Annotated in this window: 15 protein-coding genes; 12 read left to right on the plus strand and 3 right to left on the minus strand. The window is 64.0% G+C overall.

What is annotated here, in order from left to right; genetic code table 11:
- Positions 1 to 198 precede the first annotated feature (198 nt).
- Entirely contained in the window at positions 199 to 684 is a 486-nt protein-coding gene (locus AC6CHY_RS08955) for a cupin domain-containing protein (RefSeq protein WP_217388519.1), read from the plus strand.
- 82 nt (positions 685 to 766) lie between these two features.
- Positions 767 to 1,534: an alpha/beta hydrolase family protein gene (locus AC6CHY_RS08960; RefSeq protein ID WP_498226557.1), complete on the plus strand. Its 768-nt coding sequence runs from the start codon at positions 767 to 769 to the stop codon at positions 1,532 to 1,534.
- Here AC6CHY_RS08960 and AC6CHY_RS08965 read toward each other — a convergent pair.
- A complete protein-coding gene (locus AC6CHY_RS08965) occupies positions 1,456 to 2,382 on the minus strand; it encodes a PaaX family transcriptional regulator (protein WP_498226558.1) in 927 nt (308 codons plus the stop codon). The two genes, AC6CHY_RS08960 and AC6CHY_RS08965, sit on opposite strands and share 79 nt — an antisense overlap.
- 248 nt (positions 2,383 to 2,630) lie before the next feature.
- Between AC6CHY_RS08965 and AC6CHY_RS08970 the strand changes: the two genes are divergently transcribed.
- Complete coding sequence (locus AC6CHY_RS08970; RefSeq protein WP_498226559.1) at positions 2,631 to 3,590, plus strand: ribonuclease HI; 960 nt, start codon at positions 2,631 to 2,633, stop codon at positions 3,588 to 3,590.
- Between the two features lie 75 nt (positions 3,591 to 3,665).
- Here the strand turns inward: AC6CHY_RS08970 and AC6CHY_RS08975 are convergent, their stop codons facing one another.
- Positions 3,666 to 4,604, minus strand: a complete 939-nt coding sequence (locus AC6CHY_RS08975; RefSeq protein WP_498226560.1) for an HNH endonuclease family protein — start codon at positions 4,602 to 4,604, stop codon at positions 3,666 to 3,668.
- A gap of 111 nt (positions 4,605 to 4,715) precedes the next feature.
- Complete coding sequence (locus AC6CHY_RS08980) at positions 4,716 to 5,315, minus strand: sunset domain-containing protein (protein ID WP_498226561.1); 600 nt, start codon at positions 5,313 to 5,315, stop codon at positions 4,716 to 4,718.
- A 325-nt stretch (positions 5,316 to 5,640) separates the two neighbouring features.
- Here AC6CHY_RS08980 and AC6CHY_RS08985 point away from each other — a divergent pair, with 325 nt between their 5' ends.
- The 9 genes from AC6CHY_RS08985 to AC6CHY_RS09025 all read left to right on the plus strand — a co-directional run bounded on the left by AC6CHY_RS08985 (position 5,641) and on the right by AC6CHY_RS09025 (position 12,850).
- Positions 5,641 to 6,066, plus strand: coding sequence for a VOC family protein (locus AC6CHY_RS08985; RefSeq protein ID WP_217388514.1), 426 nt, complete (start codon positions 5,641 to 5,643; stop codon positions 6,064 to 6,066).
- Positions 6,067 to 6,292: 226 nt separating this feature from the next.
- On the plus strand, positions 6,293 to 7,162 hold the full coding sequence (gene kynA / locus AC6CHY_RS08990) for a tryptophan 2,3-dioxygenase (protein WP_217388513.1): 870 nt from the start codon (positions 6,293 to 6,295) through the stop codon (positions 7,160 to 7,162).
- A 9-nt stretch (positions 7,163 to 7,171) separates the two neighbouring features.
- The gene (locus tag AC6CHY_RS08995) at positions 7,172 to 8,005 is read left to right on the plus strand and encodes a PaaX family transcriptional regulator (RefSeq protein WP_217388512.1); all 834 of its coding nucleotides are present in this window, start codon (positions 7,172 to 7,174) and stop codon (positions 8,003 to 8,005) included.
- A gap of 130 nt (positions 8,006 to 8,135) precedes the next feature.
- On the plus strand, positions 8,136 to 8,474 hold the full coding sequence (locus AC6CHY_RS09000; protein ID WP_217388511.1) for an ArsR/SmtB family transcription factor: 339 nt from the start codon (positions 8,136 to 8,138) through the stop codon (positions 8,472 to 8,474).
- A gap of 18 nt (positions 8,475 to 8,492) precedes the next feature.
- Entirely contained in the window at positions 8,493 to 8,966 is a 474-nt protein-coding gene (locus AC6CHY_RS09005) for an SRPBCC family protein (RefSeq protein ID WP_498226562.1), read from the plus strand.
- Positions 8,967 to 9,171: 205 nt separating this feature from the next.
- On the plus strand, positions 9,172 to 9,414 hold the full coding sequence (locus tag AC6CHY_RS09010; protein WP_498226563.1) for a hypothetical protein: 243 nt from the start codon (positions 9,172 to 9,174) through the stop codon (positions 9,412 to 9,414).
- Between the two features lie 120 nt (positions 9,415 to 9,534).
- Complete coding sequence (locus tag AC6CHY_RS09015) at positions 9,535 to 10,944, plus strand: trimethylamine monooxygenase (RefSeq protein ID WP_498226564.1); 1,410 nt, start codon at positions 9,535 to 9,537, stop codon at positions 10,942 to 10,944.
- A gap of 194 nt (positions 10,945 to 11,138) precedes the next feature.
- Positions 11,139 to 11,501, plus strand: coding sequence for a PadR family transcriptional regulator (locus tag AC6CHY_RS09020; protein WP_217388507.1), 363 nt, complete (start codon positions 11,139 to 11,141; stop codon positions 11,499 to 11,501).
- A complete protein-coding gene (locus AC6CHY_RS09025; protein WP_498226565.1) occupies positions 11,501 to 12,850 on the plus strand; it encodes a permease prefix domain 1-containing protein in 1,350 nt (449 codons plus the stop codon). The genes AC6CHY_RS09020 and AC6CHY_RS09025 overlap by 1 nt, the downstream gene beginning before the upstream one ends.
- Positions 12,851 to 12,943 lie beyond the last annotated feature (93 nt).

Below are 12,943 nucleotides of genomic sequence, written 5' to 3' on the forward strand. Positions count from 1 at the left end.
CATTGTGAAGGGCTGTCGGTTCTTGCCCGGTTCGGTGGTTGGTTCAAGCACGCCGCATGTTGGCCTCGCAGCAGCGCACGCCCCCAAGCGTGATCCACATCATATGCACTAGAACTTGCGATCGCAATACCTATTGCATACCAAGGGGTTTCTCTGCCATGCTGGGTCCACCAAGGAAGCACACGACAAGGAGCTGCAATGGAAATCCAACAGGGCCAGGAAATCATTCTCGGCGATCTGCCCAAGGGCATCACCCTGGCCAGCGAGGCCATGGGAAACAAGACCTGGAACGTGCTGGGACACACCTATCTGTCCAAGGTCGAAAGCTCTTCCTCGTTCGCCTGGCTCTCCCTGGATCCGGCCGGCACCGGGGTGCCCCCGCACGTGCACCCGACCCAGGACGAGCACATCTTCATCATGGAGGGCGTCTACACCCTCTACCTCGACGGCGAGTGGACCACCGCCGGACCGGGTGACACCGTACGCATGCCCATGGGCCTGCCCCACGCCTACTACAACAAGCACGAAACACCCGGGAAGTCCCTCTTCTGGGTCAGCCCGTCGGGACAGCTCTCCACGCTCTTCGACGAGCTGCACAACGTCTCCGATCCGGAGGAAGTCGTCCGGCTTTCGGCCCTGCGCGACGTCAACTTCCTGCCGCCGGGAGCCGTCCCCGGCGCCTAGCCACCGCTAAAGTCGAGGGCAGTGTCGGCCGCTTCGGCGGCCGGCACTGCCCATCCATCGTTCCCGCCAAGGAGCCAACGCCATGACCAGCACCACCCCGTTGTCCGGGATCCTGTCCTACGGCCCCGACGAGGCCCAGCACCTCGTGCTTGCCCGCCCCGCGCCCGGCACGGAACTGCGCGGCATCGCCGCGCTGGTCCACGGGGGCTATTGGCGCTCGCACCTCACCGCTTCGCTGATGGAACCGCTCGCCGCATCGCTGCGCGCCGAGGGGTGGATCACCGCCAACATCGAATACCGGCGCGGGGCCGGCGGCCCGTGGCCCGACCCGCTTCGGGACACCGCGGCGGCGCTGGGCAGCCTCAATTCCATGATGCGAAGGGAAAGCATCCCGGGGCCGCTGGTCTCGGTGGGCCATTCGGTGGGCGGGCAGCTGGCGTTGCTTACCGCCCGGCTGGCCGACGGCGTCGTGGCACTGGCCCCGGTCACCGACGTGAAACGAACCTACCTGGAGGACCTGGGAGACGGTGCGGCGGCCGAATATTTCCGCACCTCCCCCGCCCAGGCACCGGAGACCTACGAGGCTGCATCCCCCGTCCGGCAACCGCTGGGCGCCACGCCGACGCTGGTCCTGCACGGGGTCAATGACAACCGCGTGCCGATCGGGCATTCACGATCCTTCGCGGCCACCGCGCGGTCGCAGGGCTCAGCGCTCCGGCTGCGCGAATTCGCCGCGCTGGGCCACCTCGAGGCCATCGACCCCTCAGCCGTTCACTGGGCAGGGGCGCTGTCCTGGATGGCCAACGCTTTCGGGCCCGAACCCCGCGCACCCAGGAGCGAAAGCGCATAGGTCCTGGCCACGGGGGCAAGCAGCGCGTCAAGGGCCCAGAACGCATGCTTGGCCGCAGGCGCCTTCCAGCCGTCCGGAAGGAATTCCAACGGCAGGTTCGGGTCCCGGTAGGGGAAACGGCGCCAGAGCGTGAGCATGGGAACGTAGAAGGCGAAGGCCTCCCCGGCAAGCTCGCCGGCGGGCTCCATGGCCCCACCGGCAGCTGAAAGCCGTGCTGACCATTGGGCCTCGGCGGTTCCATAGAGGGCAAGGAAGTCCCGGTACTGCTCGTCGAGCTCCTGCAGGTCCCACCACTGCGGGATCTTGGCCCTGATGTCTTCCTGGCTCAGGTAGTCGGCGCTGAAGTACTCGACGTACCGGTCAAGCCCCCGGTCCTTGAGCCGCGCCATGGCCTGCGGGAGGACATTGCTCGGGGCGATGGCGACGCCGGCGCCCACCGCGCCGAAGCCCAGGCTGTTCAGTTCCGTCCGCAACTCGTACCGGCGGTTGCGCTCGGCTTCGGGCACGGAAAATATGACCAACGACCAGGGATCGTTGGGGTGCGACCGTTCCGGGGCATAGATGCGCTGGTCGCCCTCTTCAAAGGCATCGAGCACGCCCGCCGAAAGGCTGTAGCTGGCGGCGCGGGTGTCAGGGCGGCTGACCAGCACCCCGTTGCGCTTGAGCCGGGACACCGTCGAGCGCACTGCCGGCGGCTCGATCCCCAGGGCGCCGAGCATGTCAACCAGCACGGCCACCGGGAAGGTACCGTCCGCCGCGCGGCCATAGAGCCCGAAGAGGGTGACGATCAGCTGCTGGTGCTGCAGCTTGGACGGCCGTGTTTCCATGCCTGTGCGGACCCGCTTCATCTAGAGTTCCTCGTTGACACATCCATCCTAGGCTCACCCGGGTGCGCCACCTGGCCAGGTGCCCGCTGGACGACGCCGGGCGGGTCGCCGGCCCGCAGGAGGCGAGGAGCGCAATTTCCGCGTCCAGGCCGGCGGCTTCACGAATGGATGCCCATTGGCTATCCCCACGGGACGGTATTTTAGGTAGCTTTGGGACATCGGATGTTCCGCAAGCAGGACCGGCCGATCCCCGAATCGAGGAGGAGACCATGCAGGCACCACGCCCGACGCCTCCCTCCGCGCGGTTCATTCCTGCGGTCCAGACCGTCACCGAACGCTCCGGGGTCACCGTGGAGGTGCGGCACCACAACCAGATCCTGTTCTGGGCAGTGGTTCGCACCGTCTCGTTCCAGGTCGTCGGGCAACGATGCGGCGTCCTGCCCGTCCACGAATCCGGGCACCGGCTCGGTGTCCTGCTGACCCACCTCGACAAGGCCATTCGCGCGGTGCGCTGCAACGCGTCGGAATCCGTGTACTGCGACAACGTGTTGCTCGAGGGACATATCCGTTTGCCCGAGGCGCTGGGGCAGCTGGGGTTCGAGGTCTCGGAACAGTTCCGGCCCCTTGCCGGGGCGCGGGCCGCCATGGCCCTGCTCCAGGATCGCATCGAGGATTTCTACTCCGAGCTGACGATCACCACCGATGCCTCGCGAAGTTGGCACAGCCCGCTGATGGGCCATGGCTGGATCCTGGATTACGGGCGGGGTACGCCACCGACGATCAACGCCTTCGCTGCCATCGGCAAGGAAATCCTGCAGGGCGAACTCAATTCCATTTACTACGCGCTGCTGGATGCCAGCAGGTACCGCGAGGAGCTGTTCGCCGGGAAGGTCAGGTTCCGCATTCGCTCGGACTCGCTCATGGCCATTGACCTGCTCAACAATCCCATGAGCCATGCACGGACCAGGTCCACCGAGGCCAGGTCGATAGTGCACAAGATCCATGAGCTGCTCTCCCGCTCCACGGTGCGCTATGACTGGGTCAAGGCGCATTCGGGTGATCCCATGAATGAGCTGGCCGACAGGTTGGCATTGGTGGCCAGGCGATGCTCGGCCGCGAACATTTCCTCGGGCGAACGGCAGCGCCTGCTGCTGCAGATCGCCGACGAGGGCGTCGATCTGGGCAAGGTGCTGCCCTTGCGCACCGGGCGGTTCTTTCAAGCCCAATAGCCTGGCCCGATGGAGCCAGACAGCCGATTCAGCCTAGTTCCATGACCTGCAGTTGTCCGGGTGCTGCGGGCCGGGCTAGCGCCAACGGAGGCGCGTGTCCGAGTTGCTGGTCTTGCAGGTGTAGCTCTTGCCGTTCGTTCTGCCAATGCCTGTCCTTCCCTTGTCGGCCTTCGCGCAGTAGGAACCGGGCGATACCTGTTTGGGCTTGGGCGCGGTGGCCGGAGGCTTCTTGGTTTGCGCGGCGGGAGTCTTGGCCAGAGGCTTGACGGGAGTCACTGCAGCGGCCTTTTGCTTCGGGCACGTCGTGAGCACGCGCTTCATGGCGTTCTTTTCGGCCGCCGTCACCGACAGTGCGTACTTTTTCTTGACGCTGATCTGCGTGGCCACGTACTGGCAGCGAAACGCCTTGTTGGTCGGTAGCCATTCGGCGGCGTTGGAATCACCCTTGGAACGGTTGGCCGAAGCCTGTGAGGCCATGAGGTTCAACGGGTCGTTGGCCAGGCCCTGGCGCTGTTTCTGGGATAGCTGCTGGCCGCCGGAAACCCAGGCATTCTTCAGCGCCACCACATGGTCAATGTCAACGGATCCGCTGTTCACCTTCCACTTGATTCGGGTCCCGGTGTACGCGTCGGCCAAGACGCCGGAGGCAAGTTGGCATTTCTTCGCGTCTTTGTACTTCACGGCCGACAAGTCGCGTTTGAGCGTGTCCTGGCGCTCGTCGCACTTGTTTCCGTTGAAGTCCTTCCAGCCATTCCCGAACTTTTTGTTCCGGTCGTAGCCGGTGGCAGGCGCCTTGCCCTTGACAGGCAGGGAGTTCAGGACCGACACCGCTCCGGGTCCATTGAGTTTGGCACCGGGCGCGACCTTCGCGCTGCCGACGGACGCCGAGGCGTCGCTCGACCACAGGGGGCTGTCGCCGGTGGACGGTGCCATCCCGGCCTGTGTGCCGGGATCCGCCACCAACGCCCCGGTCACGATCAGGACCGAGACAACAAGGGAAATCAGATGCTTCAAAACGCTCTTTCAGGATGAATCAACAAGGCAAAACGCCGAAGTCACATAGAAACACGAGTGGCCCACAGTTTGCCTGCGGACCACTCGGATCAAACGACGGCTGGAACGGACTTAGCGCTTTGAGGCGCGGTATCCGGCCTTCCTCGCGTCGGACGTGTTCTTGAAGCACTGCTCGGGAACGGTGCGGTTGTAATACTGGCCGCCGCGAACGTGGTACTTCCATTCCTTGTTGCTGCCGGTCTGGTTGCCCTTGACAGGGAAGCCCGCGGGGCAGCTCTTGCCCGTGGGCGCTGCCCACGACTTCTTTGCCACGGCCTTCTTGATGACCAGGGTTTGCGTCTTGGATGCCGTGAGCTTCTTCTTGCCGACCTTGTAGTTCACCTTGGTCGTTACCTTGTAGGTCCCGGCCTTCAGCGCGACCGACGCCTTGTTCTTGGCAACGGTCTTCTTCCCCTGCTTAACGGTCAATACCTTTGAGGTGACCTTGACGCCCCTGGCCGCCTTGACCGACGGCTTGATGGTGGCCTTGTTCGACCCCTTGACCGTCTTGTTGGCGATCTTGTTGATCGTGATTGCCGGCGCCTTCTTGGCGGCAACGACAGCGATCGCCTGGGCCGGTGCCACAGGCGCGGCTATTGCCACGGCAGCCCCGGAAAACGCGATCGAAGCAGCCGCAGCCAAGGCGGTGAGTGTACGAGTAAATGCCTTCATGTGTCCCCCATTGTCCGAATGGCACCCCTGGCCATCCACGTCATGCATGTTCAACTTCCCATCAAACCACAGATCAGGACACAAAACACGGAATCTCACGCGGTTGACCACCAACGGGCGGGCCGAGCACAGAGGCCCCGACGCAGCCGACGTCTCGCTCGCACCCGTTCACAACGATGGACACGGGCAGGTCGTTTCATCTTTGCGGGATTGGACCCGGGAAGGCGTTCCCGGCAGCGGTTCGACCAGAGTCAGGGAACAAGGCCGCAGACGGACCAATCATGGCGTGGCATAGTGGGTCGCAGCCGAACCGGAAGGTAGCCCCGTGCCGTATCAATTCCAAGTAACTTTTGATTGCCGTGACATCGAAACGATGACGCATTTTTGGGCGACGGCCCTCAACTACAGCCTGCAGGAGCCTCCCGAAGGATTCTCAAGCTGGGCGGATTTCGCCGTGGACCAAGGAATCCCGGAATCCCAATGGCGCGGCGCGGTCACCGACCCCGAAGGCAAGGGGCCCCGGTTGTACTTCCAGCCGGTGCCCGAAGGAAAGACGGCAAAGAACCGGGTGCACCTGGACATCAATGTCAGCGAGGGGGCCGCGACGATGGAGGAAGGGCGCGCGGAAGCCCAAGCCCACGTTGACCGCTGCGTCAAAGCCGGCGCGACGGTCACCGGCGTGTTCGAAGGAAACAACGACTGGCACATCGTGATGGCCGACCCGGAAGGCAACGAGTTCTGCATCCAGTGACCGCGGCCGCTCAAGGCGGCGTCCTTGACCAGCTCACCCTAAAACGTGGACATGGAGATTCCGGCCCGTTTCGCTCCGTACGGCCTCGGCAATTCGCCATGCAGGGCGTGAGGGGCCTCTTGGCGGTCCTTCATGTCGCCCGGTTGGGGGCAAGGGGCCACCGCGGTTCAGACGCAGCATGATTTCACTACCTTGACGCTCGTCGGGAAAATGATACGCTTTTTCCATGGCCTGCCCACACGCACAGACACCCGAGGGTGCACGCGAAATCGAAGACACCGTCCGCACCGACTTCAGCAACGCGATGTCCTACGGCAGCTACCTGGACCTCGAGCGCCTGCTGTCCGCGCAGCACCCGGTCAGCGTTCCGGAACACCACGATGAAATGCTGTTCATCATCCAGCACCAGACCAGCGAACTCTGGCTCAAGCTGATGCTGCACGAACTGGTCGAATCGCGTCGACTGATGGACAACGACGAAATCGGGAAGTCACTGAAGTGCCTGGCCCGCGTCAAGCACATCCAAAAGACCCTCACCGAGCAGTGGTCGGTCCTGGCAACACTGACCCCGCGCGAGTATGCCCAATTCCGCGGGTCCCTTGGCTCCTCCTCCGGGTTCCAGTCGTACCAGTACCGCGCCGTCGAATTCATCCTGGGCAACAAGCACCAGGGCATGCTCGAGGTCTTCGAATCCGATCCGGGGGCCCACGAACTTCTCACCAAGCTCCTGCACGAGCCGACCGTTTACGATGCATTCCTTCGCGCCCTGGCCCGTTCGGGCTATGCCGTCCCCCAGGAAATCCTGGATCGCGACGTCACCCAACCCTGGGTCTTCCAGGCCGCGCTGGTCCCCATCTACAAGGACATCTACGAATCCGACGACACCACCTGGAGCCTCTACCAGGCATGCGAGGATCTTGTGGATCTTGAGGACAACTTCCAGGCGTGGCGGTTCCGCCACATGCGCGTGGTGCAGCGCACCATCGGCTTCAAGAAGGGCACCGGCGGTTCGTCCGGCGTGGACTTCCTCAAGCGCGCCCTGGATCTTACGTTCTTCCCGGAGTTGTTCGCCGTGCGCACCGAGATCGGCAAGTAGCACCCGCGCATGCTTTCGGAACTAGACGACCTCGACGCCCGCCCCGGCAGCACCACCTCCCTGGTCCGCACCATCGTGGGCCTGTACCTGCGCGAGCTGGGCGGCTGGATCTCCTCGGCGCACCTGCTTGCACTGATGGACGCGCTGGGCACTTCCCCGCAGGTGACCCGGACGGCAATTTCCCGACTGAAGAAAAAGGGGATCCTCGAGCAGCGGGCGCGGGAGGACGTTTCGGGACTCGGCCTCTCGGCCACCGGCGAACGCATCCTGGCACGGGGAGACCGACGCATCTTCGAACCGCGGGCCATGGGAACCCAGGATGCATGGTGCCTGCTCTCCTACTCCATCCCGGAGGCCGAACGCGAGCGCCGGCACCAGCTGCGCAAGTACCTGCAGGGCATCGGCGGCGGCCTGGTGGCACCAGGCCTCTGGATTTTCCCCGACTACCTGCGGGCGGAGGTCTGGGAGATCCTGCGCGTGCTGGGCCTGGAGGACCACGCGACGATCTTTGTCTCCAATCTCCTGGAGTCCACCGGAACACCGCGGGCCTCGGCCGCCGCGTGGTGGGACCTGGACTCCCTGGCCGCGCTGCACCACACATTCCTCGAACAGAACAAGGCCGTGGCCGGAGCCGGAAGCGCCGGCCGCGCCGAAAGCTTCGCCACCTATGTGCGGGCCATCGATTCCTGGCGGACCATCCCCTACCTTGACCCCGGGCTGCCGGAAAACTGCCTGCCCGCGAACTGGCCCGGCCACCACAGCGCCGAATTGTTCCTGCGCATCCAGGCAAGCCATGCAGGCGCGGCACGAGATTATGTGGCCTCGCTGACCGGCGTCGAGTAGGTCCGCCGGGCAGCCTACGGTGGACCGGGAAAAATCCCCCAGATCGTGCCGCTTCACCCCTTGACTCCCGGCGGTTACCGGAGCATCGTAGTAATCAACCGAAAGGTTGATCAAGAATTGAGTTGAATACATGTCCTTTGGCGAGCAAGACCTCAACAGGGCCTTCTTGGCCCTCGCGGACCCGACGCGCCGGCAGATCATCGCCCGGCTGTCCACCGGGCCTGCAACCGTCAACGAACTCGCCGAACCGTTCAAGATGTCCATCCAGGGCATCTCGAAGCACATTCAGGTACTCGAGCAGGCGCATTTGGTGACTCGCACACGCGAGGCGCAGCGCCGGCCGGTCCACCTGAATCCTGCACTTCTCACGGAGCTGACCGGTTGGATCGACAAATATCGGCTGTTGGCCGAGCAGAAATACAACCGCTTGGATGCCGTGCTCAAAGACCGGTCCGCGCACAGCGGATGACTCCACGAAAGTCCCATCATGAGCAACCCCCTGAACCTCAGCATTCCCGAAGGAACCCCCTTCATTGATTTCACCCGGGAATTCGATTTCCCCGTCTCCGCCGTGTTCGAGGCGCACCGCGACCCTGCCCTGCTGGCCCAATGGCTTGGGCCGTACGGCATGGAAATGGATATCGACACCTACGATTTCAACAGCGGAGGATCCTACAAGTACACCCATTCCAACGAGTCCGGCACCTACGGGTTCACCGGCGTCTTCCACACCATCCGCGAAAACGAGATCGCCATCCAGACCTTTGAATACGACGGCCAGCCCGACGTTGTCGCCATGGACTACATGCGTTTCGAGGCGCTGGAGGGCGACCGTTGCCGCTTGGTGGGCCACTCGGTCTACCCGACCATCGAGGCCCGGGACGGCATGGCCGCCTCGGGCATGGAAGACGGCATCACCCAGGGCTACGAGCGGCTGGACACGCTGCTGGCGGCGCGGTAATTTCGCGGCAACGGGGCTTGGGACCTTCCGACCGGATCCCGAACGGCACCGCCTCGCTGCCTGCGGGCCATTCATTGGAGGGTCCTGACCCGAAGACACCACGGGACCACTGGAACGACGTCCGAATCGGAGTCTCCGTGAACGGATGGCTGCCGGAAATTTAATGGAATATTTAGAGAATAGATATTCAATTATTTAGCCATTAATGCAGAACAATAAAAGTGCTTATGTACTCAATATCATGTCGCTCGATTTGACTATTTTCTCGACCTCTGCTGTCATGGAGAGAGAATCAGCCCACCCACATGGGGCCGAACGCTGGTTCATTCGGAACCGCAATGACCGCTATCTGCAGGTCTTCTTCCATTATTGCGGCGCCTCTCCCTTGGCGGGGATCGAGGCCCGGGAGCAAGTGACATGGCGGCGCATGAAGCGCCGAACCTCGTAATCGGAGGAGGGTTTCGCCTCGTCTGCTGGTTGCATATCCCGTTGTTGCCCCGAGTTGGCGCGGTCCCGAATTGCCGTTAGCCACTGGTAGTTTATTCGGCCCCGGAATGAGGAGAAAAGCATGAGTTTGCGAGTCGGAATCATTGGAGCAGGACCCAGCGGCATGGCGCAGCTGCGGGCGTTCGAGGCAGCCCGCACCAAGGGCGCGGACATGCCCGAAATTGTTTGCTTTGAGAAGCAGTCCGACTGGGGCGGCCAGTGGAACTACAGCTGGCACACGGGGATGGACGGATCCGGAGAAACTGCCCACTCCTCCATGTACCGCCACCTCTGGTCCAATGGGCCCAAGGAATGCCTGGAGTTCTCCGACTACACCTTCGACGAGCACTTCGGCCGGCCGATCTCGTCGTTCCCGCCGCGCGAGGTCCTTTTCGACTACATATCGGGCCGCGTCGAGAAATCCGACGTCCGCAAGTACATCCGTTTCAACACCGCGGTCCGCTGGGTCAACTACGACGAGGCAACCGAGGAGTTCACGCTCTTCAGCCAGGACGTGAAGACCGGGGAATCCAAGACCTACGTTTTCGACAAGCTGGTCGTCTCCACCGGCCACTTCTCAACGCCGAACGTCCCGGACTTCGAGGGAATAAATTCGTTCCCCGGCGAGGTCCTGCACGCCCATGATTTCCGCGGCGCCGAGCGCTTTGGCGGCAAGCGCTTGCTGATGATCGGCTCCTCCTACTCCGCGGAGGACATCGGCATGCAGGCGCACAAGATGGGCGCCGCATCCGTCACCTTGAGCTACCGCAGCGGCCCCATGGGCTTCGATTGGCCCTCGACCACCGTCGAGCGCCCGCTGGTCACCCGCTTCGAGGGTTCCACCGCGCACTTCGCCGACGGAACGACCGGCGAGTTCGACGCGGTCGTCATGTGCACCGGATACCTGCACAAGTACCCGTTCCTGCCTTCGGACCTCGCGGTCAACTCCCCGAACGTCCTGTACCCGGGCAACCTCTACAAGGGCGTCGTATGGCAGCAGAACACCAACCTGTTCTACCTGGGCGCGCAGGACCAGTACTACACCTTCAACATGTTCGATGCGCAGGCCTGGTTTGCCCGCGACGTCATGACCGGCAAAGTCCAGCTGCCTTCCGCCGCGGACCGGGCCGCCGACATCCAGTCCTGGCTTGACGCACAGGCCGCCCTGGCAGACCATGATGCCGAAGCCGACTTCCAGACCGAGTACGTCCGGGAGCTGATCAAGGCAACCGATTACCCGGAATTCGACCTCGACGCTGTAAGCACCCTCTTCAAGGACTGGATGCGCCACAAGTCGGAGGATATCCTGGGCTACCGCGACAAGGCCCACCGCTCGGTGATCACCGGAACCATGGCCGAGGTCCACCACACCCGCTGGATCAACGCCATGGACGATTCGCTCGAGCGCTACCTCAACGGCCCGTCCCAGGACATGAACACCGATGCCATCGCAACAATCCAGGCCCTGGAAGTCCTCACGGACCGGCCATAGGCGGCCTGTCCGGCTCGCCCGCTCCAAAGCGCAGGTCCCGTTCGCCCATCTCGAGGATGGACGAGCGGGACCTGCGCCGTTAAGGGGGCTAGAAGCGGGGATACCGGAGGACCGGCGCCGGTTTGAACCGTTCCACTTGCATTCACGGGCCACCCGGCGTTCAATACCTTGTACATCTATGTATAGGAGGCATCGTGCGCATCGACAAGGACCTTGTCGCCGCATCGGCGACCCCGCTGGTGCTGGGGATCCTGGAATCAGGCGAACTGCACGGTTACGCCATCATCAAGCGGGTGAGCGAGCTCTCCGGCGGGGACATGCAGTGGACCGACGGAATGCTCTACCCGCTGCTGCATCGGCTGGAGCGGGTAGGCTACCTGCGATCGGACTGGGGCATCTCCGAGGCAGGCCGGCGACGCAAGCAGTACTCCATCACCGAGGCCGGCCGCGAAGCCCTGGCCGAGCGGCACGGGCAGTGGACCGTCGTCGCCGAGGCGCTGCGGCAGGTGTGGCACACCGCGCAGCGCCCACCCGCAGCGGAAGCAGGGTGGGCGTAGTGGAGGCGCATTCAGGGCTCGAGGCCCAGATCGGCCAATGGCGCGGGTACGTTGCCCGGCGCCAGGCCATCTCCCCCGCGGATCTCGATGAGCTCGAGGACCACCTGCGCGAGCAGATCGCCGATCGGCGGGCCGGCGGGCTCGACGACGAGGAGGCCTTCCTGGTGGCGATCAAGCGCATGGGCAACCTTGATGCGGTCTCACGCGAATTCGCGCGGGAGCATTCCGAGCGGCTGTGGATGCAGCTCGTCCTGCTGCCGGACAGTGCTCCGGACACCGGCTCCACTCCCTGGCGGGAGCTTGCCGTGGTCCTGTCCCTGGCCGTCTGCGCAGGGCTGGCGCTCAAGGCGGGATTCACCTGGCTGGGCGAGGACGACGTTTTGGTGCGCAACCTCGGCCTGCTGGTCTTCCCGTTCGTGGGCGCGTATTTCGCCTGGAAGCGGCGGATCACCGCGCGCACGGTGATTGCCTTGCTCGTTCCCTTCGTCGTGCTGGCCCTGGTGATCAACGTCTACCCCTTTGCGCCCGGCGGCTCCACCTTGATCCTCGCAGCGCTGCACGCCCCGGTGATCCTGTGGCTGCTGGCGGGGGTGGCCTACGTCGGCGGGCGATGGCGCTCAGATGGCAGGCGCATGGACTTCGTGAGGTTCACCGGAGAATTCGCCATCTACTTCACGCTGCTGGGGCTCGGCGGCGCCGTGCTCATCGGGCTCACCTTCGCCGTGCTCCAGCTGGTCGGCCTCGACCTGGAACCGGTGCTGGAGGAGTGGATCCTGCCCTTCGCCGTCCCGGGGGCACTCGTGGTTGCCGCGTGGCTGGTCGAGGCCAAGCAGGACGTCATCGAGAACATTGCGCCGGTGCTGACGCGTGTCTTCACGCCCCTGACCATTGCCATGTTGCTGGCCATGCTGGTCGTGCTCACCACCGCCGGAGGGCTGGTCGACGTCGACCGCGACCTGCTCATCCTCATGGACGCGATCCTCGTGCTGGTGCTCTGCCTCTTGCTCTACTCGCTGTCCGCCCGCGATCCGCTCTCGCCGCCGGGATTCTTCGATGCCCTGCAGCTGGTCCTCGTTGGCGCGGCATTGGCCGTGGATGCGGTGATGCTGGCGGCAATGCTGGCCAGGATCGCGGAGTTCGGGTTCAGCGCGAACAAGGTCGCGGCGCTCGGACTGAACCTGCTGTTGCTGGTGCACCTGGCGCGGGCCGCCTGGCTATCCGCGGGTTTCCTGCGCGGCAGGCGCGAGTTCTCGGCGCTCGAGCGCTGGCAGACGCGTTATCTGCCGGTTTACGGCGCGTGGGCAGCCGTCGTGGTGCTGGTTTTCCCGCCGGTGTTTGCATTCGCCTAGTCCGGCGGGGTCTCTGGATCGGACAAGGTCCGGCGGACACGCAAAAGGACTGCTCCGCAGCCACTTGGGGGTTGGTTGCGGAACAGCCCTCCT

This window comes from Paeniglutamicibacter sp. GQ140 (genome assembly GCF_059759235.1).